Source organism: Dyadobacter sp. CY326, from assembly GCF_021390515.1.
Classification (GTDB): Bacteria; Bacteroidota; Bacteroidia; order Cytophagales; family Spirosomataceae; genus Dyadobacter.
In genome coordinates this window covers 433,208-455,569 of sequence record NZ_JAJUXI010000005.1, presented here as the reverse complement: position 1 = coordinate 455,569, position 22,362 = coordinate 433,208, and the positions used below count along the sequence as shown (strand labels likewise).

The window sequence follows — 22,362 nt, the reverse complement described above, 5'->3', positions numbered from 1 at the left end:
GTCTTTTTTACTGCATCACTTATTCAAAGCAGTCCGGAATACGTTCAGATATTTTGCTGCAACGATTTTAGGATTATGGTTTTTCAAATGCTCTTTTGCTTTTTTTTCAATGCGGTTCTGTGCAATGCCATCGTCATATATCTGGTTCATGAGCGCAGCAAGGCTATCTACATTGCCCGACTCGAACACAAGCCCGGCTGCTCCCACGGCATCAGGCAATCCGCCACCACTCGAAACGATGGGGATCAGCCCGCAGGCCATGCCTTCCAATGCCACATTGCCGAACGGCTCTTCCCAAACGGACGGGACAAGCTGAAACCGGTGCTGATTAAGGCAATTGACAAGATCCAAACCGTCCAGAATTCCTTCAAAATGAACATGTTGCTGCAATGACGCTTCCTTAACAAGGCTTTTGAGCGATTCCAATTCTGGTCCGTCACCAATGATCGTGAGGCAAGGACCATTCACAGGCTTCACGAGTTTGAGCCGCATTTCAAGGAATTTCTGAAAGGCACTTATTGCCAGGTCAGCGCCTTTATCCGAAACGAGTCGCCCCACGAATACAAAATCACAAGGCCGTTTCTTGGTCGCCACCATGATTTTAAAGAGATCGGATCTGTATGGATTCCCGATTACGACTGCATTGTTCCAGCATTTTTTTCGGATTGCATTGCTTACAGCGATCACGGCTGAGGAATGTTCCAGCCATTTGACTTTTACCCGATCCTGCCAGGCGATTTGCCCGTCGGCTCTGCTGATCCAAGTCCTGAGCGCCACCACCGATGGCCGTTTGATAAAGATCCTTGGCCAGGATAATCTCAGACAAAGGTTGTTTTCAAATACAATGTCTGCCCACGAATGTTCCCGGAGCAGATCATAATGATGCGGATTGCGCACCACTTCGAAAGGGAATGTTTTGTTGCCTTTTTCTTTGGTCCAGGTCAGCAGGCGCACATGGTGACCGTAACTGTGAAATGCCGCTGAAAGCACTTCCGTGTTTACTTCGATGCCCCCGACATCAGGATAGAACCGGTGAGAAAGGACTAATATTTTCATCGTGTAGTGGGTTTAGGATCTGCGACTTGTATGTAATTTTTGAGCTCGGAAGCAATGGTGTTGGCGTATTTTCTCCAGGAATATGTGGCGGCGTGTTGGCGTGCTTGCTGGCTCATCCATGGAATTGCCTGTCTGTTTTCCAAAAACCAATGCAGTTTTTCGGCAATGATCTGCGGGGCTTTAATGGGCACCAGAAAGCCCGTTTCGCCTTCAATGATAAGGTCTTCTCCTCCTGTATTGGGCGTGATGATTAGAGGCAATCCCTGGCTCATGGCCTCCTGCATCACAAGCGCGCGACCTTCAATGATGGAGGGCAAACAAAACACGTCGCAGCTTGCCATTAACTTCAAAACTTGGGCGTGCGGACGCGTGGGTTCGTAAGTGAATCCGGGCAATTGTTTTTGATAAAAAGAAAGATCGTCAAGCAAACTTCCCAAAACAACAAGCTCAATCTGATCTGTATGAAGCAATTTTATCGCCTCAAATAAATCGCCAAGCCCTTTGCGCTGTCCCAAACTGCCTGCAAACAACACCCGCAATGGACGGTTGTGATCGGCGGATTTGTTTGAAACAGCAGGGCCTGGCAAGGGTGAACCAAATGGCACGATAACTATTTTTTTCTCTTTTGCAGTTTCAGGCAGTGAGTCTGCGACGAATTTTCCTGGCGTCATCACAATGTCAGCCAGTTCAAGCTCGCGGGTTTTGCGGTCCAATTTCTCATTGGAATCACTTATTTCCGCCCGCATTGTCTTTTTCCACTTGGGTAACCTTTCCGCCTCTTGGCTCATGAGCTCGCGCATGGTTTGCCAGTAAGCAATGGGCAGATCATACACGCAGGTAATGCCCAGTTTTTTAGCCGTTTTGAAGGTTTCCAGCGCACAATCTTCATACGCATAAACCGCATTGACCTGCTTATTGGGAAAATAGGGAAGTCTGGACGCAACTCTTTTATCCAAACTCTTATAAACAGAATCTGTACAAAATGAGCCTTGCTCGTGCCTTACCAAACGGTTTAACCGGGCTTTTGTAGCAAATAATCTTGCAACTTCGCGTGCCGGCCACACGCGCGTTTTATGTGCCAGGGCCGACTCATATTCTCTTCGTTTAAGGTCAGCAACAGATCGCGAAGCACCTAATTTACTCCACATATCGCCGGGGAATGTTGCTATGGTTGTGTAAAACTCATGCAGCATATTGTTTTCCGCAAGCCCGGAAAGGACCGCGCGGACATTGGCATTGCCGGTAGGATGGGAGAGAATAATCTTCATGATTGCATTGCTGTTTGGAACACGTTCAGATATTTGGCCGCTACGACCTCCGCGCTGTGATTGGCCAGGTGCGTTTTTATTTTTTTATAGATCTGGCTTTGCTTGCCCACATTTTCATAAATGCTTTCCATCATCGACGCAAGGCTGTCCACGTCGCCCGACTGGAATATCAGCCCCGCCTCGCCAACCGCCTCGGGAAGTCCGCCGCCGTTCGAGACAATGGGGATCAGCCCGCAAGCCATTCCTTCCAACGCAACGTTTCCAAAAGGTTCCTCCCAAATGGACGGCACGAGCAAAAACCGATGTCTGTTTAGGCAATTGACCAGATATTGTCCTTTCAAAACGCCTTGAAAATGAACAGAATCTTCGAGTTCAGTATCCTTAACCAGCTTTTTGAGCGGCGCCAGTTCGGGGCCTTCGCCAATAATGGTTAAATAAGTGTCGTATAGCGGCTTACCGGCATTTTGCCTGATATCAATCAGCTTGCGAAAGGCATGAATGGCGAGGTCTGCACCTTTGTCCGAAACCAGCCGGCCTAGAAACACAAAGTCAGAGCAACGGTTTTTCACCGTATTTTCGACCTTAAATAAATCGGAACGATAGGGATTGCCGATGACAATTGCCTTATCGAAGCATTTGTTTTTAACCGCATTGCTGACGGCAATGACGGCTGAACATTGCTTTAACCATCTGTATTTCAACTTGTCCTGCCAGGCAATGTTTCCATCCACCCGGTTGATCCAGTTATTGAGCGCAATGACCGACGGCCGTTTAATAAAAAGCCGTGGCCAGGATAATCTCAGGCAAACATTGTTTTCAAAAACAACATCGGCCCACTTGTTCGCTTTCAAAAGTGTAAATGCATCCGGGTTTCTCAGTATTTGAAATGGAAACTTTTTATCGCCCCTTTCCTTGGTCCATGTAACCAATTGCACTTCGTGCCCATACTGATGAAATGCCTCCGAAAGCACTTCGGAGTTGACCTCGATGCCGCCGACGTCCGGATAAAAGCGGTGTGATAAAACTAAAATTTTCATGCAGTTTCGATCATTTCAGTAGCATTGAGATGGTTCAGGAAGTTGCTGGCAATTTTGGGCAAAAGCGGATGCGGACTGAATGTTCGGTTCACTGACGCGTTGGCGGCATGGCGCAGATTATCAAAGATCAGCTCGGTCCTGAAATTGTAATAAAGCGGGTCAGTGCCGTTCCATCGGGCAACCCAAATGGGCATTCCGTGTTCGAGCATTGCAATGGCTGTCCCGCTTTTTCCAAATAAATAAGGGGCCGATCTCGACACGCCTACATCGCATTGCTGCATCAGCTCGCTGAGGCGTTCGGTTGTTGCAAAAGGCACGTCGACAATGCTTAGGCCAAACTGCGCAAGCTTGCTATTCAGCGCTGAAATAAATTTCTGTTTTTCAGCAGTTTCGCCGCATACAATCGTAAACCGGATGGAAATGCCTGTTACTGTGCAGAATGTGATCAGATCCCGAACCATCGTGTGCAGAAATTCACCTTTTGGCGCGGCGCCGAAATACAATAAATTGAGTTTTCCGTCGGGCATGGCGGCTGGTAAGCCTTCTCTTTTTGCAACTGGTTTGTAAGGAATGTTACCAAAAAGTTCAATCAGTGAAGCTTTGACGCCGATTTCCGCCAGCCTGTTTATATTGAAAGGAATGGTCGCACTAACGGCTTTTGGATTCATTTTCTTGATGCTGTAACGGATCATTTGTTTCTGGGTCCGCCAGGTCAGTTCTTGCTTGAAATTGTCGGGTTTGTCCAGCCAAAGCTCGTGGAACATGATATGCAGGTTCCGCTCCTTGGTGATTTTTTTGATCTGATTGGCCAGGCTCCACGGAAGTCCCTTGTCCTGGAATCCATACGCCACATATTGCAGGCTGATCCAGGTTGGGTCTACCACGAGCATGAAGCTCGCCACTTCCTCGAGGCGGTCTTTCCAGGAAAGTCTGGACGACAAGCGGAGGACATTAACTTGCTGTTGCTCATCGAATTGCGTGCCGTGCATGCGGTCGGTGGGGAGGTGTCTGTCGTGCAAGGCGACTATACAACTTTGATGTCCCTGGCGCAGCAATGCTGCTGCGAGCCTGCGTGTATAATCCCCTACACCATCGCGTCCGCTTTCCAGCGACGAGCATAAAAACAGGATATTCATGGTGTGGAAAGGTTTTGAGTAACAAATTGAACCACTTCGGAAGACACATTTTCCCACGTCCTGTTCAGCACGGCCTGTTGTGCGGCATTTCCGATTTTTTCTATCAGCGCAGCCGATTGCTTGCATTGCGCAATGAGCTCAGCCAGTTTAGCACTGTCGCCCGGCTCAAACAAAAAGCCCGTAACTTTGTCTTTGATGAAATCGCGTTGTCCGCAGCAATTGGTTGTGATACAGCATTTTCCGGCAGCCATTGCCTGCAAAATGCTGAGCGGCTGACCTTCAAAACTGCTGGGCAGCACGACGATGGAAGCTTGTCTCAGATAATTCACTTCTTCTTCGGGTGAAAACTGGTCTACAACCCGGATCGATGGCCAAAACGCTTTTGGCCAAGAGCTTAGCACTTCTTCTTTTGGTTTTCCACCGCCAATCAGCAGATATTTTACATGGATTCCCTTTCTCGAAAGCAATGCTGCTGCTTCAATGAGGACCGTGTAACCTTTGCGGGGAATCCAGCTGCCGTTAAAAAGCACCGTAAAATCCTTTGGCACCGAGCCCGTTTCAACCGGGTTAATGCCGTTTTTAAAAACGTAAATATCTTCCTGTCTCCGATTGTAGCGGTTAAGCGCGAACTGTTTGTCGTCACTATTGATCAGGAGCAGCTTGTGCGCTTTTTTTAGTCCGAGATCACAGGAGAGCAGCCGCCATATCGGATATAAAACTCTGGTTCTGAGCGGAATATTCTTGTTAATGTCCCGGCTTAGTTCATATTCCCAGCCTCTTCTTTCAATGCCATGACTTTCAATGAATGTCGGCGTTTTTCCCCTTACAAAAAACATTGCTGCGGGCTCATGCACAATGATGGCGCAGGGATTAAGCTTCCTTTTAATGGCGTAACGATAGGCTTTGAACGCAAAAAGTGATTTGTGGAGCGTTTTGCCAATTTCTCTGGGCCCGACATGGATAAACTGAAAACCGGCGTTTTCAAAAGCCCGTTTCCAATGATATTCCACGCGGCTCATTCCGCCGTTGAGGTCAATATCGACTTCCGAAATGTGTAAGATCAATTTTTCGTTATCCATAATTCTTTCGTTCTCCGATTTTTTTGGCGGGCACGCCGCCCCAGATCTCATTGGCCGGAACCGACTTGGTTACGACCGCTCCGGCCGCGATCACCGCTCCGGTCCCGAGTGTTACGCCTTTCAGCACAACCACATTGCTGCCGAGCCAGACGTCTTCTTCAATGATGATCATTTCACTTGTGCCGGGTTGCGGTCCTATCCTTTTTCCAAGCACAATTCCGTGGTCATGATCAATGAATTTGCAGCCTGATGCAATGTTTGCATACTTTCCAATGTGGATGGAATGACTGATGTTAAACTCACATCCATTGCCGATAAACACCTCATCATCAATGAATATGGACTTCTTTCTACTCCATATGCCGTCATATTTGAAAAAGATGTTTCGTTCCATTTTGCAATTGTTGCCGACATGCACTGCATTCGGCCAGGTTGTAAATATTTTGGGCAAATAAGTGTTTGAGCCAATGTGCATTCCCCTGACGCGATAAAGTGCGTTGCGAAGCAATGCGCCAACTTTAAAAGCATATCTGGACCACATTACAAAAAGGAATTTCTGCCAGATCTTCGTCATTGAAATAACCTTTTGAAAGACGCATTGTAAGGGTAAGTTTCGCTTTCCGGGCGCCGTTTAATGACCTTTGCCGGAATGCCGCCTACCACATCAAAAGGGTTCACATTCTTTGTTGCAATGGCTCCTGCTGCCACAATGGCCCCTTTTCCAATCACAATGCCCGGCATGATCATCGCCCGTGTGCCGATCCAGACATAATCCTGAATGACGACTGCCCTTGTTCTTCCCTGCAAATCCAGCGTTTCCATATCATGGTCTGCGGTCAAAATGATGACGTCATTGGAGATCGAAACATTCTGGCCAATGCTGATTCCTCCGCGGTTGTCAATCCGGCAGTTTGCATTGATCACTGAATTGCGGCCGATCTGCAAACTTCCTGCGCAGTCGAATGTGCAGCCCAAAAAAATGTTGCTTCCTTCGCCAATTTCGAACTGCATGACGCGCTTGTAAAAACCCAGGCGAATGGTGTGGCTGGGAATAAAACAAACCCAACGGTTGCATAAATAAAGCCTGAATTCTGACAGGAAACGTCTCATTATCTTGTTAATATCGTCTGTAAAACCTGCCCAGAAAAGCCGAGATTTTTAGTTCTGTCCTCCGCATTTTCAGATAGGAATCTGAGTAAAGTTTAATGGTCGCGTTTGCATTGTTCCAGTATTCTCTGTCGGCCATGGTCGGGGGCGAGCCTTTCAGGAAATTCCTGAAATATTGCTTTTTCCATGGCTTGGGATTGCCAATGGCGTGTGACATGAGCATTCCGCCGAGCACGAGATCCATTCCTTCTGGTCCGTATTCGCTGATGGCGACGTCGGTGCACATGGCAGCAATGTTGAATGCGTCCTGATCTTTGGCAAAAAACGGGTTGGTCCTGTCCAGCTCGAATGAAAAATCGGCCAGGTTCATTTTGTATTCCGATTCAGAAACTTCCACGAACTTTTTGAACAGATAAGCGAATTGCAAGTCATCCTTTTTGACAGCCCAGAAGCCGGAGTTAAGATAGGATTGCAAATCTGTTTTAACTTCAAGTCCTTGATCTTTAATCATTTTCATCCACATTTTCCGGACCGGATGCGTTGCGGGCATGTCATTGTTTGTGATTTCGTGCACCAGCGGAACGCCAATGGTGAGCCATTCCTCATAAAACGACCACCGGCATTTAATGACAATGTCAGGATCAAAATAGAACACGCCCGAGACGCTATTGTCCAGATGTGTGCGAAGCTGAATGACAAAATCCGGCTTGTAATTGCAGAAGTGATATTTCGTTGTCAAAGGCAGAAAATGAACATTGAGCTCTTTTGAAATGACAACGGTCGTGCAGTTTTCCCACTCGAAAATCTTTGTTTTTTTACCATCCCTGGCCCATTCCGGCAACTCACCGCGATATCCAGCATAAAAATCGCCTTTGAAACCATGCTTAAACAAGGAGTTGACCAGGGCAGCCACGCCGTAATGATAATGGCCTTCAAACAGGGTGCATACTACTGAATTCATCTTTTTGATATAAAATGTCACACAATGTTTTCTGTAATTTGCCGAACGATGTAGCCTGCAAACTTTTGCGAGCTGCCGACGGTCAGGTGTATCCCGTCTTCGGTTTCATATTTTTCAAGCAAATCCGGTGCGATCCATCGGAATTGGCCTGGGCTGAACACGATTTTCAAAACGTCGCGCTGGAATGCGAACAGCGATGCATTTTCGAGCACAGGGTCCATCGGGCTTTCGAAAAAAATGACCTGGCACCCTCTCGAAACAATGAGGTCAATGTTGCTTTTCAGCCTTTCAATGTCACTGCGGAATTTATCAACATTGGGAAGCTCGTTGTACAAATTGATAAACATGGTCAATGCTTGCTCATTCTTTTCGCCCAGATCCGCATCTCTCTCTTTATTCTTGCCTAAAACTCTTTTTATAAGTGATTTAAGCAGATTCAGCGGCTGATTTTTTTTGAGTAAAAAAGGCAGAAAGCGCTTTAATTCAGCATGTTTGGCAAAAACTTTCTCGATTAATTCCTGATTGATTCCTTTGAAAATATAGTTGGTTTCCACGAGCAGCACGTCCGGGATTTTTTGGGATAAAGCAATGATCTCAATGCCCGTGCAGCTGCCGTAATAGGGGAAAAAAAGTTTGAATGAATGCTTTAACGCATTGTTTTGAAATCCCCCGATAAGACCCGAACCAACGAAAACGTGTGTATAGTTTTTTCCTGAAAACAGATATTCTTCCGTGCGCTCAATGTTATCGTAAAACGCTGTTTTTGTGATTGGAAAAAAGTGCAGCCACAAATTGTAACTTACAAACAAACCAATCAGCATAGCAACTTTTACCAGCACGTCAATGCTCATAAGGCGCGAACGTTTACAGGAAGTTTTGAAATTTTGTAACCGCAAAACGTAAGATTAATCAACAATTGCAGGGAGGCTGATAAAAGGTTGAAAATCAGCACTCCATGCAGAGTCGAAACGTTGAGTAGAACAATGCCGGCCAGCATTCCTGCCAAACTGAGGCCTATTGAAATGAATGGTTGAATTGTCCAGCCGCGGCTGGAATAAAGTCCGTATAAAGCGCCGCTGACAAGGTTGATCGCGCCGCCGGCAACGCTCAAAACAAGTGCAATGTCCAGTGCAGCGTATTCTTTTCCCAAAATCGACAAAATGGCATGGGAGAATTGATGGCACGTTAAGATCAGCAACAAACAAACTGTTGTGAGGCCTATGATTATTTGCAAAAGCTTCGCAAACAATGCTTTGCGGTCACTTGCCAAACGGGCAAATCTTGGAATGATCATCGTCGCAAAAAGAATGCTGACAATGCTCAGAATCGTGGAAATTCTCCCTAATGCACCAATCTGCGCCACCGCAGTCGTAGTTCCTGAAAGCGACACGAGCCAAATGACAATCTGACTGGAATAGGCGTAAAACAATGTCAAAGGAAGCGTCCGCTTGACCATTTTTACCATTTGCTGATTCGCTTCATTGTCAACAGGTTGCATCACGTCGGCCAGCGGCGCAAGGCGTTGTCTTAACTTAAAATTCCCGTAAAGCCGGGGAATGCCATTGCTCAATAACGACACGAACGTCCATGGAAAAGCAATGAGGAGCAGCACACTCAGTATAAACCTTCCCAGGCTGACCACCAGCTGGTTAACTTGCAAATACTTGATTTCCTGGTGCAGCTTGAAGGGAATTTCGAGAACGGAATCGCTCAATGTGGCCGCAAATGCGGGGATCAATGAAGCTGCAATCAGCAGCGATTGCGGCCAGCCTGCACCCTGGCGCATCAGAAAAAAAATGAGCACCGGAATGGAGAACAGCAGATTAATGCTTGCGAACTTGCGTCTAAGCCTCAAACCCGTCGAGAGCACGCTGCCCAGGCGCTGCGGACTTTGCCAGACCTGTCCTCCCTGAGCCATGACTCCGTTGTTGATGCCGCTGTCTGACAGCAGGGCCATTGTTCCAAAAACAGTGTTTGCAATCGTGTAATACGCATATTCCTGCACAGGAAGCAAGCGGATTATGAAGATGCCTGTCAGCAAGCCCAAGCCCTGGACCACAGCCTGCGTCGTGCCCGCAAGCGCGATAAGTTTGCCCCAGTGAAAAGCTTTTGAATACGCTGCCTGCATGCTATCCATAATCCGTTCTGTGGTTGGTTAGGTTAAATGTCTTTTCGCCGCTCAGGCTTATACGCGCCCTTTCACTTGCTCGAAATCTGTCTTCTTAGCTTGCCGTGCCCAGCGGCTCTTCCTGACTCGCGGTCGTTGTTTCAATTGATGGAAGAGCATTTGCCTCGCTGAAATATCCGTAGCCATAACCATAATCAGAGCCGCCGTTGACACCGTTGTAAACAATGCTTAGATTGGCAATGCGTTTGGTCAATTTCAGTTCGCGAACACTTCTGAGGTGTTCAAGCAGCGTGTAATTGTAGCGGATCACGTACAAATTGGCATCCGTGTGTTCCGAAATCAGTGCGCTGTCCGTCACGAGTGCATAAGGAGGTGAGTCAATCAGCACGTAATCGTATCTTGTCCTTAATTCTGCGATCAATGTGTTAAGACGGCCGTTTGTGAGTAATTCAGAAGGATTAGGAGGCTGCGGACCGCTGGGAATAACGTCAAATTTTGGGTGAATCCCTGTGTTTTGTACCAACTCGTCAATCTCCATTTTATTGATCAGATAATTGGTAACACCCGTTTTATTTGAGATTTCAAGATATTCATGCAATGAGGGCTTCCGCAAATCCAGACCAAGCAAAATGACGCGCTTGTCAGAATAGGCGAGACTGGCGGCAAGATTGGAGCTGATAAAGCTCTTGCCTTCATTGCTGATGGTCGAGGTGATCATGATCACCCTGCATTTTCCATCGCCTAAATATTGCAGGTTCGTTCGCAGTGCTCTGACTTGCTCTGAAACCTTGCTCCGGCTGCCGATTTTGAAAACGGATTCCGAAACTTTTTGCCCTCGTTTCTTTTTCATTATGCCAATTTCACCGAGAATGGCCGTTTGGGTTATTTCCTCAATCTCCTGACGGTCATTCACTTTCGTGTCGAGCATCAGCAAAAGGTTGATTAAAATGAGCGGGAAAATGATGCTGGCCAGTCCGCTGCCGATCCATATGGTTGAACGTTTGGGCTTAATGGGCACGCTGCTGGACATTGGCGTGTCAATGAGGCGACTGTCTGTCACTGTGGAAGCGTAGGCCAGTGCGGTTTCTTCCCTTTTTTGCAATAAATACAAGTAAAGATTTTCCTTAATGGTTTGCTGCCTTTTAATGCCGACATATTCACGCTCTTTTCGAGGAATGCTTCTCAACCCGGATGAAAACCGCGTGTTAATTCCTTCCAGGTTGCTTTTCGTGACATCCATTCCTCGGCGCAGGTTTTGAACGTTTTCCAAAATTCCCTGTCTCGTTTCATTCATTTGAGTCGAAATGGTTTCCACAAGCGGGTTATCGGCTTCCGTTGTCAGGGCATAGCGCTCGCGTTGCAAATTCAGTTCGTTGTATTTGGTAAGTAAAGAAACCAGAATCGGGTCATCGATCATGTATGTGGCCGGCGGGCGCTTGCTGGCTTCGGGATTGCGAATAAACCGGTCTACGCTTTCAAGAATGTTGATTTTCGTATTGATCTCATTCAGTTTCACATCATTTTCTGTGATATTGGTCAGGAATAATTGCGATTCTGCGCTGATATCAGTCAATCCTCTCGACTTTTTATAAACTTCAACATCTTTCTCAACATTCTGTAATTCACCTGTGATCAGGCCCAGCCGGCTTTCAATAAATTTGAGCGTGTTGGATGCTTCGCTGTTCTTATCGTGAAGTGACGTTTGTACATATACGTCAAGCAATTTGTTCAAAACATCTTTGCCTCGGTGCACGGAGACGTCTTCAAAAGTCAGTTCCAACAATGTGCTTTCGGGATATAAGACTTTTACATTAAGGCTGCCCAGCATGTTTCTTGTCATGCCTGCCAGGTCAGCAAAATTCACCTGAATGTCCCGGTAAGGAGACGCTGAGCCCTTGGTGATCGAGATCAGTCCCCACGGTGTCCGGAGCTTATCGCCAAGCCTGTATGTGCGGGGCATATCGTTGATTGTGAACTTGTTATTTTCAACCAAATGAATGATCATTGGATTTGCGAGCGCATAGGGCGAAACGATCTCTGCATTCACTTTGATCGGGCTCTGGCCGTACAGGTCAATGGTCCGCATGCCGTCTTTCGTGTTATATGCAATGTCTAGTCCCAATTCTTTTGCAACGAGACCCATCAGCAACTTGGAGCGCAGGATGCCCATTTCATTTTCCAATGATTTGTTACCGTCAAACTGCACCATTTCATCCATAATAGCCTTTCCACTCCCCATTTCCGATTCCTGCTCCTTGATAAGCAATGTGGTGCTGGACAAATAGACGGGCTGTGTTGTTTGCAAATAATAATAGGCGGCTGCAAAGCAAAGCGGGAATGAGACAGCGAACAGATACCAATATTTTGCATACTGGCTGAGATAACTTTTAAGATTAAACTTCTTGTGTGCCGGAGGGTTTCCATAAAAACGGTTCCCGATTCTGTCTTCCATAAAAGTATTTGTTAACGGTTTGTTGCTGACTTTACCTACTGCATTTATAGGAATCTGAATAATATCAAGGATACAGCGGTCACGACGCTAAGGACCAGGGGAAGAACCTGATAAGTCCTGTCTGCGCCGGTTAGCCGCGCTTTGGTGGGTTCAACATAGACCAGGTCATTTTTGTGAAGATAATAGTAGGGAGAATCGAAGATGTGTCGGGAAGTGAGGTCGACCCGGGTATAGGACCTAAGCCCGTTTTCCTCTCTGACAATCATCACATTGTCGCGTTTTCCGTATATAGTAAGATCGCCTGCTAAACTCAGTGCTTCCGGAAGCGTTATTTTGCCATCGGCAACCGTGTAAACCGCAGGCTGATTGACTTCACCCAACACAGAAACCTTAAAATTGATGATGTAAACACTCACGGACGGCGCTTTCAGATATTTTTTCAGGCGTCTGTTCAACGAATCTGCCGCGGCCTGCACTTCAAGCCCTGCCACTTTCACTTTACCAATCAACGGAAGTTCGACGCTTCCGTCTCCGGCAACCAGATAACCTGCGGGTTGTACGCTGGGTCCGTTATTTCCGTTTCCGGTGGGTGGGGCGGAGCGTAAGCTGGCCATATTGAAAATCTCATTTGCTTCGGGATTCAAACTTCCGACGACGACCGAAAGCATGTCATTTTTTTGAATGATCGGCACGTAAGCTTGTCTGATCGTATCAATGGATGGTAAGGAGTCGCCTTGGAAATAGACCATTTTTTTCGGCGCAATGCAGCTGCTGATGGAAGTCAGAAAGAAGAGACTGCAAAGGATGACATACACAAAGAACCACAATGAAGAAATATAAAATTTTTTCATGTCAAAAAGTTTAGCGAGAACACAAATAGAGAATCAGCGAGGCGGAATCGGGTTTGATTTTCCTCCTTTAAGACAAGTATAATAGCTAATCGGCAGAACTATTCCACACCTTTCAATGAAGCGGACAATTTGGGATATGAAGCAGGCAACAAATGACAAACCAGCGCCGGGGGTGAGGGCAAACTTTTATTTTAAGCCAAATCGCACATTAAACGGCCCAAAACAGGCCTTATGTGATTCAAATTATTCCTGCAAATGGAGCAATTTCCGTTTTTTCAAAGTCACACATAACGTTCAAAATGCTTGTTAGGGCCAGAAAATTAGTTGCTCTGCTGCATTTGCGCAGCAGATTCGGCCATGGCGACCATATCTTCCACTTCGGATAAAATTTGCTTGAAATCCTTATCTGAAACGCCGCTATGGCGTAACTGCAAGATGCCTGCAAGCTGTGTGTTGAGCCGTTTCAACTGCCAGTATTTGGAATGATTGGGTCCGATAGGCGGGTGGAATGTGTTTTCGTCGGGGTCTTTTACAATGACGATCAGTTCAAAAACCAATCGCAGGTGGTTTTGCACAGCGCTCGCAAAAATCTTGACGCATCGTCCCGTTTTCAGTAGTATTTCTCTTTCGAAGTCCATTGAGTATGCCGTTATATGATCAACCGGATTTATTCAAGGATTACATAGAACCCGAAAACGTTGCACGCACTCGGCTTTATTCTTTTTCCTTGTAAAGCATTCGTTTCAGGAATAACGATGTGGGAAGTTTGCTGCTGGAACGGTATTTAACAATGCGGCCGGATTAACCAACAAATTATCAGACCGTTATGAAAACAAAATTTCCCCGACTTCAAATTTCGAAGCGAAAGCTCGGACACATTTTGATTGCGTGCATTTTTTTGACGACAGTCGCATGTTCGCTCGTTGATCACAATCCGCAAACCGGTGTGGTGAGACCAAAAGGCCCTAAGCCGGCATGGGCGCCGGAGATCAAAGACGAAATGTGGGCAGTAGTAGAAAAGCTGCTAAGTTATGGAGACAGGCCCATTCCTGAACTCACTCCGCAAGAGGCACGCATGAATCACACGGTTAAAGATGCTGTGATGGATCTGATCAGAGAATTTAATGTGCCGGTTCCAATGCCACAAGTGGATACGATGGGAAGAGAAATTCCTGTAACGGGAGGTCAAATTCATGCGCGCGTTTACACGCCTAAAACGGGCAAAGCTCCTTTTCCTATTATTATGTATTACCACGGCGGCGGCTGGGTGATTGCCAACATTGACGTTTACGATGCATCTGCGGCGGCGCTTTCGGAGCAGGTTGGCGCTGTGGTTGTGTCGGTTGGCTATCGCAAAGGGCCTGAACACAGGTTCCCGACCGCGCACAATGACGCGTATGAGGCATATATGTGGGCTTTGCAGAATGCGGGTGACATTCATGGTGACACAACGAAAATGGGCGTTTCCGGTGAAAGTGCAGGCGGAAATCTGGCAGCGAATGTGAGCATTAAAGCGCGTGATAATAACATGGTAATGCCTAAGCATCAGCTGCTTGTATATCCGGTTGCTAATTCCGACACGAATTCTCAATCCTACATTGAATATGCTGATGCCAAGCCGCTCGACAAACCCACAGTGCTTTGGTTTTTAAAGCATTATCTCAATAACATCGAGGAAGCCAAAGATCCAAGGATATCGCTTGTAGCGGCCAAGCTGGATCACCTGCCTTCTACGACGATTGTGCTGGCGCAAATCGATCCGCTGCAATCCGAAGGTGCGCTGCTTGCCGAAAGGCTGAAAAGTGCCGGGGTTAAAGTCTCTTCTAAACTGTACACTGGCGTCACGCACGAATTTTTTGGAACTGCGGCTGTCGTGCCGGATGCGAAAGATGCACAAGCATTCGCCGCATCAGAGTTTAAAAAGGCGTTTGGATTGTAGTTTTTTGGTAGGAAATCGAAGCGGTCAACTTGCAATTAATAGCCTCACGAGCGCATTAATTGCATGTTGACCGCATTTCATCTGATGCATATTATTGACCTCCCGACGAAGTCAATTGCACCTTCAAGTCAGACATGAGTTTATACATTGCATTGTTAATGCCCTCAATGTCAGCCTGGGCGTTTTTAAGCGCATTTTCAGCATCTGCGCGTTTCTTCTTGTTTTGTTCTGTTTTTACAGCAACTTGCTTTTCAAGGATTGCATCATTGTCTTTGGCTCCAAGCCGGACTGGGCTGTGCAATGTGGAAATTCCATCCACCTGATTGATCTGCACATTATATTGTTGATCCTTGCATTCAATGGTCATATCGAAGCGCACATAATCATAAGTGATGCTTGCCGCCCGTGCGTAACTTGTCAAGATCAGTTTTCCAAGAGCTGGATCTTCAAACGTAACGGCGTTTTGATAATTGCCAAAAGTCTTGCTAATCCAGTTTTGCGCTTCTTTAAATATCTCATCCTTAGTCTTATTGGGCTTTCCAGAATCAGAGTAAAGGACTTGTTGTTTCGCATCTAGTGGCAATAAGCCTTGTTGCGAGAAGCATTTTTGACCAAGAAAAAGGAACAGGATCAGGATGATATTTTTCAAAATTATTGCGGATGTTGTGGGCGATAAAGGTAACAACAAAAGTTTTGACAGCGCCATTCGCGCTCAGTTCAATTGGAATTAATATATTCGACCTTCAACTATTCCAAGCCTATGAAAAAGTTTTTGCTGTTAACATGCCTGGTTTTGACGTGTCTCGCGTCGGCACCGAAAAAAATCTCCTGGGTCGCAATCGGCGACTCAATCACTTATCTGAATGACCATAAAGACGAGACTGGAAACCGCGTGACGAAGGGATATCTGACATTGCTGACGGAAAAACATCCGCAGGTCGAATACATTAACAAAGGTTACAACGGCTGGACTTCGATCAACATTGCCGACAAGATTGAAACCCTGGAATTGGTTAAGGCGGATGTCTACACCGTTTTTTTAGGGACCAATGATTGGTGGCAAGGCAAAGCGCTTGGGGCAATGTCTGATTATGAGCAAAATACGGGCACAAAAACCGTTTATGGCGCTTTCAGAATTATCACGGATAATTTGAAACAGCTTAACAAGAAAGCCAAGATCATATTGATCACGCCCATGCAACGCGGCGATTTTGTTTACATTAATAATCAAAAGAACAATACATTTGGGTCCTACAAGGCGAAGAATGACCAAAACCTGGAAGACTTCGCCAACGCACTGTTGGCAATCGGCAAGCACGAAAAAATGCCGGTCGTAGACCTTTATCACGAAAGCGGAATGACGGTTGACAACATGGTAAATTTCAAAAAACTCAAAGATCCCGCAACCGGCTCTTACAAAAACTTCACCTATCCCGAATACACCACAATCCCCTTTAACCCCGAAACAGACGAATATCCCTACCCGGCAGAAGCAATCAACATGACCTACGACGGCCTGCACCCATCAGACAAAGGCTACGAAATTATTGCTGATATGCTGGAAAAGAAATGGAAGGGCTTGCGGTGAGGTTTGTGGTAAATATCAAAATAGTCGAAATGTTGGAACAACGGCGTGGGGGGAGATTGTTAGTGATTTAGAGCGCAATTTTTATCCTTCAAATGGGCATCGGGGAAAATTTAAATTACCTTTGCACCATAATTCGATATCATGATTTATTTCTTCGCCGACGATCACAATACTGTTTTTGCACTGCAAATTGAGCGAACGCTCACAGCATCAGATGTTTCAAAATTAAGCTGGCTTTTTGGCGGCGCAAAACTCCGGGATCAAACCAGCATCACGGAGTTTTTTGTTGGACCACGTGCCGCAATGATTACGCCTTGGAGCACCAATGCGGTTGAAATCACCCAGAATATGGACATTCAGGGGATTATCAGAATCGAGGAATTTAAAAAAGTAGATGCTGATTTTTCTGATTTTGACCCCATGCTCTCGCAAAAATATAGCGAGCTTACGCAGGATATTTACAACATCAGCATTCAGCCGGAATCCATTCTGGAAGTGGAGGATATTGCTGCATATAACAGGCAGGAAGGACTTTCACTTAACGATGAAGAGGTTGATTATTTGAACAAACTGGCTGATAAGCTTGGTCGCCAATTGACTGATTCAGAGGTTTTTGGCTTTTCACAAGTCAATTCTGAGCATTGCCGCCACAAGATATTTAATGGAACATTTGTAATTGATGGGGAAGAGCAGCCAGTTTCGCTTTTCAAGCTGATCCGTAAAACTTCGGAAACGAACCCCAATTCGATCGTTTCAGCATATAAAGACAATGTCGCTTTTATCAAAGGTCCTGTCGTTCAACAATTTGCCCCTAAACGGCCCGACGTTCCCGAATATTATGAAATCAAAGATTTTGAATCCGTTCTTTCATTAAAAGCGGAAACCCATAATTTCCCAACAACTGTTGAGCCATTCAATGGTGCAGCGACGGGTTCGGGTGGAGAGATCCGTGACAGACTTGCGGGCGGTCAGGGTTCTTTGCCGCTGGCAGGGACCGCGGTTTATATGACCGCACTTTCACGGCTCGAAGAAAACAGGCCTTGGGAAAAAGGCGTTGAGGAACGGAAATGGTTGTATCAGACACCGATGGATATCCTGATCAAGGCTTCCAATGGTGCAACTGATTTTGGAAATAAATTTGGTCAGCCGCTCATCGTGGGGTCCGTCCTCACTTTTGAACACGAAGAGGAAGGTCGCAAGCTGGGTTATGATAAAGTGATCATGCAGGCAGGCGGAGTTGGTTATGGCGTGGCAGAACAAGCTAAAAAATCAACGCCTCAAACGGGTGATCAGATCGTGGTCATGGGCGGAGAAAATTACCGGATCGGGATGGGCGGTGCAGCGGTTTCTTCTGCTGACACGGGCGCATTTGGTTCAGGCATTGAGCTAAATGCGATTCAGCGTTCAAATCCGGAAATGCAAAAGCGCGTCGCCAATGCAGTGCGCGGAATGGTTGAAAGCGGAAATAATACGATCGTTTCCATCCACGACCACGGTGCGGGCGGGCATTTGAACTGTCTTTCTGAGCTTGTTGAGGAAACGGGCGGAAATATTAATCTGGACAAATTGCCTGTTGGCGATCCGACACTTTCCGCGAAGGAGATCATTGGGAATGAATCTCAGGAAAGAATGGGGCTGGTTATCAGCAAAGAAAATCTGGAAACATTAAAACGAATTGCAGACCGTGAGCGCGCACCGCTTTATCAGGTTGGTGAGGTGACTGGATCGCATCGCTTTACATTCGAGTCGAAAAACACTGGCGCGAAGCCGATGGATTTGGAGATGGATGATATGTTTGGCAGCTCTCCAAAAACGGTGATGGCTGACAAAACCATTGAAAGAAACTACGAGCCCGTCACTTATGAAATCGGGAAGCTTCATGAATATTTAGAGCAAATGCTTCAATTAGAAGCGGTTGCAAGTAAAGATTGGCTTACTAATAAAGTTGACCGTTGCGTGGGGGGCCATGTTGCCAAGCAGCAATGTGCCGGTCCGTTGCAATTGCCTTTGAATAACGTAGGCGTGATGGCGCTTGATTTTCAAGGGAAAGATGGCATTGCAACTTCAATCGGTCACGCGCCGCTTTCTGCGCTGATTGATCCGGAGGCGGGAAGCAGAAATGCCATTGCAGAGTCGCTTTCCAACATTGTTTGGGCGCCGCTTAAAGACAATCTTACCAGCGTTTCCCTGTCTGCAAACTGGATGTGGGCTTGCCGAAATGAAGGTGAGGACGCGCGTTTGTATAAGGCTGTGAAAGCTTGTTCGGAATTTGCCATCAGTCTGGGGATCAACATTCCAACGGGTAAGGATTCGCTTTCAATGAAGCAGAAATACAAAGACTCGGAGGTTATTGCGCCGGGCACGGTTATCATTTCAGCTGCCGGACATTGCGATGACATTACTGCGGTTGTTGAGCCTGTTTTAAAGAAAAGCGGAGGTGCAATTTATTACATTAATCTTTCGTCGGATGCTTATAAATTGGGCGGTTCGTCCTTTGCGCAGATTTTGAATAAAATCGGCACGCAAACGCCTGACATTAAGGATGCTGATTCGTTCAAAACAGCATTCAATGCGATTCAGCAGTTGATTAAGTCTGGGAAAATTCAGGCTGGCCACGACATTGGCAGCGGTGGGTTGATCACAACGCTGCTTGAAATGTGCTTTGCTGATCGCGATTTAGGCGCTTCCATTCACCTTTCTTCATTAGGTGAGCAGAATATTGTTGAGAAGCTGTTTGCTGAAAATATTGGGATCGTTTTCCAGGCGGATGCATCTGCGGAGGCTGCGCTCGAAGCGGCAGGTGTCGCTTTCCATAAGATTGGGACGGTAAATTTAGCCTCGACTTTAACAGTCAAAGATGTAACCGGCAAGTGGGATTTTGACATTGATCACTTGCGTGATGTTTGGTTTAAAACATCCTATTTATTGGATAAAAAACAAACCAAACCTGAGCTTGCAAAGGAGCGTTTCGACAACTATAAGCACCATGTGTTGCGCTACAAATTCCCTGCGCAATTTGACGGTAAATTGCCAGTAGTTGACGCTTCAAAGCCGAGACCGAAAGCGGCGGTGCTTCGTGAAAAAGGCAGTAACTCTGAACGGGAATTGGCTAATGCAATGTATTTAGCTGGTTTTGATGTCAAAGATGTGCACATGACCGACCTGATTTCTGGTCGGGAGACGTTAGAAGATATCCAATTTATTGGAGCCGTAGGAGGGTTTTCAAATTCGGATGTGCTGGGTTCTGCCAAAGGCTGGGCGGGTGCGTTTCTTTACAACGAGAAAGCAAAAATCGCACTTGAAAACTTCTTTAAGCGCGAGGACACATTGTCCGTGGGAGTTTGTAATGGATGTCAATTGTTCGTGGAACTAGGACTCATAAATGACAGTCACGACCAAAAACCAAAGATGCTGCACAATGCCAGCGGTAAGCACGAAAGTATTTTCACTTCGCTAACTATTCAGCCGAACAAATCTGTAATGCTTTCGACCTTGGCAGGGAGCACATTAGGCGTTTGGGTTTCACATGGAGAAGGTCGGTTTGAGTTTCCACATACAGAGGACCGTTATCAAATTGTTGCCAAGTATGCGTATGAAACCTATCCAGCTTGTCCGAATGGTTCAGGTTTTAACACAGCGATGCTTTGCGACGAAACTGGACGACATCTGGTTATGATGCCGCATATTGAAAGATCATTATTTCAGTGGCACTGGGCACATTATCCGGAAGGCAGAAAGGATGAGGTTAGTCCTTGGATAGAGGCGTTCGTTAACGCTCGCGAGTGGATTGAGGCGTTGTGATTTTAGCCTGAGTCCGGGATTAAAATCCCGGTTGGCATATGTGCGTGCCTGACGGCACTTGTAGGAGTAGGATGCGAGTGCCGTCAGGCACGGTTGATAGTGTGGGGCCAGGATTTATCCTGGCCTTTTTGTTGAGTTAGGGCTTTCATTCTGGCCTGTTTGTTATAACCCGGGATTAAAATCCCGGTTGGGATATGTGCGTGCCTGACGGCACTTGTTTGGAGTAGAATGCGAGTGCCGTCAGGCAAGGTTGATATTGTTGGGCCAGGATTTATCCTGGCCTTTTTGTAGAGCAGGAGCATTTATTCTGACCTTTGATTCTGTCCTATTGTTAAGCTAGGGTTTGATTCTGGCCTTTTGTTATTCCGGGATTAAAATCCCGGTTGGGATATGTGCGTGCCTGACGGCACTTGTTTGGAGTAGAATGCGAGTGCCGTCAGGCACGGTTGATATTGTTGGGCTAGGATTTATCCTAGCCTTTATTAAGCAGGGTGATTTATCCTAGCCTTTGTTAAGCAGGGGATTTATCCTAGCCTTTTTATTAAGCAGGGTGATTTATCTTGGCCTTTGTTAAGCAGGGGGATTTGTCTTAGCCTTTTGTTAAGCAGGGGTATTTATCCTAGCCTTTTTTTTAAGCAGGGGGCATTTACCCTAGCCTTTTTGTTAAGCTAGGGCTTTCACTCTCGCCTTTTGTTAAGCAGGGAATTTATCCTGGCCATTTTGTTGAAATCCTGGCCTTTTTTGTTAAGCCAGCGATTTTATATATGCCTGCTCAATTTCCGCTAACTGTGATCACCATTAAGCTTTTTGCTCTTGGCATTTTTGGGATAATGCAATTAAAGACTACTTTCGCGAATTAAACACCTTTTACACACACATATTCATGGCAAACACCTACTCCAAGATGTACATCCAAGCTGTGTTCGCGGTCAAGTTTCGGCGAGCCGTTATAGAAAAGCAGTGGAGACCTGAATTAATGGCCGTAATCGGCAACCTCATCAATGAAACAGGTTGTGACACAATCATCGTGAATGGCGTGGAGGATCACGTGCATTGCTTCTTTTCTTTAAAACCCTCAATTAGTGTTTCTGACGTCATGAAGAACGCAAAATCAAAATCCTCCAAGTGGGTGAATGATTCGGGTTTGCTTTCAGATCGCTTCGAATGGCAAGGTGGTTTTGGCACCTTTTCATATAGCCGCTCTCACATCGATCGCGTTTACAAATACATTGAAAACCAAGAGCGGCATCATTGCAAAACAACTTTCAGAAATGAGTATATCGGTCTGCTTGAAAAACATCAGATTGATTATGACGATCAATATATTTTTAAAGGTTTGATGTAAGCAGCGGTTATGGCTTTGAAGAAAATGCTCATTTCTTCCTGACATAAACTTCCAAGATCTCCTGATCAATTCCTAAGCTGTCAATCTTCTCAATGCCGGTTTGAATTAGCGTGTCTCCGTTTATACGAAGTTTGAAATGGAAGTCACGGTTTTCCCAATCCCGGTAATTGCAATATTGAAGGTGTTCGGAATAGTCATCTCCTTTTAATTCGTAAGTGCCAGCGCCAGCGTCGAAAACTGTCGAATCGCCTTTTCCCTGCTTTGTGTCATGCTTCATGAAAGTGAAATGTGTTTCCGTAAACATCTTGATCATCTCTTGATTTTTGACTGGAAAAGTGATTAACGTGTCCTTCTTCCTGATGACTTTACTGGACGAAAGCGCCCAGGTGCCAACGATTGACGAGGCACTTGGTTTTTCAACATTCTCTTTTTTGTCACTGCAAGCAACAAAAACAGAGATCATAGCGACGAAAAGCAGAGTAGATTTCATTGACATTAGCATATAGAGTTGGATTTGGCTTTCAAGTTAATGTATAATTTGTTTAGGTTGAAATTGTTGGCTATTGATCAATATCTAACAACGTATACATTGTGTAACTGTTGAACTCGAATTT

General features: G+C 46.0%; 19 protein-coding genes. 4 read left to right on the top strand and 15 right to left on the bottom strand.

Features of this window, described 5'->3' with window-relative positions:
• Nucleotides 1-15: 15 nt before the first annotated feature.
• The 13 genes from LZG73_RS12620 to LZG73_RS12560 all read right to left on the bottom strand — a co-directional run bounded on the left by LZG73_RS12620 (nucleotide 16) and on the right by LZG73_RS12560 (nucleotide 13,713).
• Nucleotides 16-1,056, bottom strand: coding sequence for a glycosyltransferase family 4 protein (locus tag LZG73_RS12620; protein WP_233849767.1), 1,041 nt, complete (start codon nucleotides 1,054-1,056; stop codon nucleotides 16-18).
• Nucleotides 1,053-2,324: a glycosyltransferase family 4 protein gene (locus LZG73_RS12615; RefSeq protein ID WP_233849765.1), complete on the bottom strand. Its 1,272-nt coding sequence runs from the start codon at nucleotides 2,322-2,324 to the stop codon at nucleotides 1,053-1,055. Before LZG73_RS12615 ends, LZG73_RS12620 begins: the two co-directional genes overlap by 4 nt.
• The gene (locus LZG73_RS12610) at nucleotides 2,321-3,361 is read right to left on the bottom strand and encodes a glycosyltransferase family 4 protein (protein ID WP_233849763.1); all 1,041 of its coding nucleotides are present in this window, start codon (nucleotides 3,359-3,361) and stop codon (nucleotides 2,321-2,323) included. Before LZG73_RS12610 ends, LZG73_RS12615 begins: the two co-directional genes overlap by 4 nt.
• Nucleotides 3,358-4,497 (bottom strand): hypothetical protein, encoded by a 1,140-nt coding sequence (locus tag LZG73_RS12605; RefSeq protein ID WP_233849755.1) that lies wholly within the window; start codon nucleotides 4,495-4,497, stop codon nucleotides 3,358-3,360. The genes LZG73_RS12610 and LZG73_RS12605 overlap by 4 nt, the downstream gene beginning before the upstream one ends.
• Nucleotides 4,494-5,576 carry a glycosyltransferase family 4 protein gene (locus LZG73_RS12600; protein WP_233849753.1) on the bottom strand — a complete coding sequence of 361 codons (1,083 nt, stop codon included), beginning with the start codon at nucleotides 5,574-5,576 and terminating at the stop codon, nucleotides 4,494-4,496. The genes LZG73_RS12605 and LZG73_RS12600 overlap by 4 nt, the downstream gene beginning before the upstream one ends.
• The gene (locus tag LZG73_RS12595) at nucleotides 5,569-6,150 is read right to left on the bottom strand and encodes an acyltransferase (protein ID WP_233849751.1); all 582 of its coding nucleotides are present in this window, start codon (nucleotides 6,148-6,150) and stop codon (nucleotides 5,569-5,571) included. The genes LZG73_RS12600 and LZG73_RS12595 overlap by 8 nt, the downstream gene beginning before the upstream one ends.
• Nucleotides 6,147-6,686: an acyltransferase gene (locus LZG73_RS12590; protein WP_233849749.1), complete on the bottom strand. Its 540-nt coding sequence runs from the start codon at nucleotides 6,684-6,686 to the stop codon at nucleotides 6,147-6,149. Before LZG73_RS12590 ends, LZG73_RS12595 begins: the two co-directional genes overlap by 4 nt.
• A gap of 7 nt (nucleotides 6,687-6,693) precedes the next feature.
• Nucleotides 6,694-7,644 carry a hypothetical protein gene (locus tag LZG73_RS12585; RefSeq protein ID WP_233849747.1) on the bottom strand — a complete coding sequence of 317 codons (951 nt, stop codon included), beginning with the start codon at nucleotides 7,642-7,644 and terminating at the stop codon, nucleotides 6,694-6,696.
• Between the two features lie 17 nt (nucleotides 7,645-7,661).
• On the bottom strand, nucleotides 7,662-8,495 hold the full coding sequence (locus LZG73_RS12580; protein WP_233849745.1) for a hypothetical protein: 834 nt from the start codon (nucleotides 8,493-8,495) through the stop codon (nucleotides 7,662-7,664).
• Entirely contained in the window at nucleotides 8,492-9,781 is a 1,290-nt protein-coding gene (locus LZG73_RS12575) for a lipopolysaccharide biosynthesis protein (protein WP_233849743.1), read from the bottom strand. Before LZG73_RS12575 ends, LZG73_RS12580 begins: the two co-directional genes overlap by 4 nt.
• An 85-nt stretch (nucleotides 9,782-9,866) precedes the next feature.
• Nucleotides 9,867-12,224 carry a tyrosine-protein kinase gene (locus tag LZG73_RS12570; RefSeq protein WP_233849741.1) on the bottom strand — a complete coding sequence of 786 codons (2,358 nt, stop codon included), beginning with the start codon at nucleotides 12,222-12,224 and terminating at the stop codon, nucleotides 9,867-9,869.
• 44 nt (nucleotides 12,225-12,268) lie between these two features.
• The gene (locus tag LZG73_RS12565) at nucleotides 12,269-13,075 is read right to left on the bottom strand and encodes a polysaccharide biosynthesis/export family protein (RefSeq protein ID WP_233849739.1); all 807 of its coding nucleotides are present in this window, start codon (nucleotides 13,073-13,075) and stop codon (nucleotides 12,269-12,271) included.
• A gap of 320 nt (nucleotides 13,076-13,395) precedes the next feature.
• Nucleotides 13,396-13,713 (bottom strand): hypothetical protein, encoded by a 318-nt coding sequence (locus LZG73_RS12560; RefSeq protein WP_233849731.1) that lies wholly within the window; start codon nucleotides 13,711-13,713, stop codon nucleotides 13,396-13,398.
• A gap of 188 nt (nucleotides 13,714-13,901) precedes the next feature.
• Between LZG73_RS12560 and LZG73_RS12555 the strand changes: the two genes are divergently transcribed.
• Nucleotides 13,902-15,014, top strand: a complete 1,113-nt coding sequence (locus LZG73_RS12555; RefSeq protein WP_233849729.1) for an alpha/beta hydrolase — start codon at nucleotides 13,902-13,904, stop codon at nucleotides 15,012-15,014.
• 91 nt (nucleotides 15,015-15,105) lie between these two features.
• On the opposite strand, the gene LZG73_RS12550 is transcribed toward LZG73_RS12555, so the two are convergent.
• Entirely contained in the window at nucleotides 15,106-15,663 is a 558-nt protein-coding gene (locus tag LZG73_RS12550; RefSeq protein ID WP_233849727.1) for a DUF4468 domain-containing protein, read from the bottom strand.
• A 111-nt stretch (nucleotides 15,664-15,774) separates the two neighbouring features.
• Here LZG73_RS12550 and LZG73_RS12545 point away from each other — a divergent pair, with 111 nt between their 5' ends.
• The 3 genes from LZG73_RS12545 (at nucleotide 15,775) to tnpA (ending at nucleotide 21,748) form a co-directional block, all read left to right on the top strand.
• On the top strand, nucleotides 15,775-16,602 hold the full coding sequence (locus tag LZG73_RS12545; RefSeq protein ID WP_233849725.1) for an SGNH/GDSL hydrolase family protein: 828 nt from the start codon (nucleotides 15,775-15,777) through the stop codon (nucleotides 16,600-16,602).
• 141 nt (nucleotides 16,603-16,743) lie between these two features.
• Entirely contained in the window at nucleotides 16,744-20,403 is a 3,660-nt protein-coding gene (purL, locus tag LZG73_RS12540; protein ID WP_233849723.1) for a phosphoribosylformylglycinamidine synthase, read from the top strand.
• A gap of 883 nt (nucleotides 20,404-21,286) precedes the next feature.
• Nucleotides 21,287-21,748, top strand: coding sequence for an IS200/IS605 family transposase (gene tnpA, locus LZG73_RS12535; protein WP_233849721.1), 462 nt, complete (start codon nucleotides 21,287-21,289; stop codon nucleotides 21,746-21,748).
• Nucleotides 21,749-21,776: 28 nt separating this feature from the next.
• Here the strand turns inward: tnpA and LZG73_RS12530 are convergent, their stop codons facing one another.
• Nucleotides 21,777-22,238, bottom strand: a complete 462-nt coding sequence (locus LZG73_RS12530) for a hypothetical protein (protein WP_233849719.1) — start codon at nucleotides 22,236-22,238, stop codon at nucleotides 21,777-21,779.
• Between the last annotated feature and the right edge of the window lie 124 nt (nucleotides 22,239-22,362).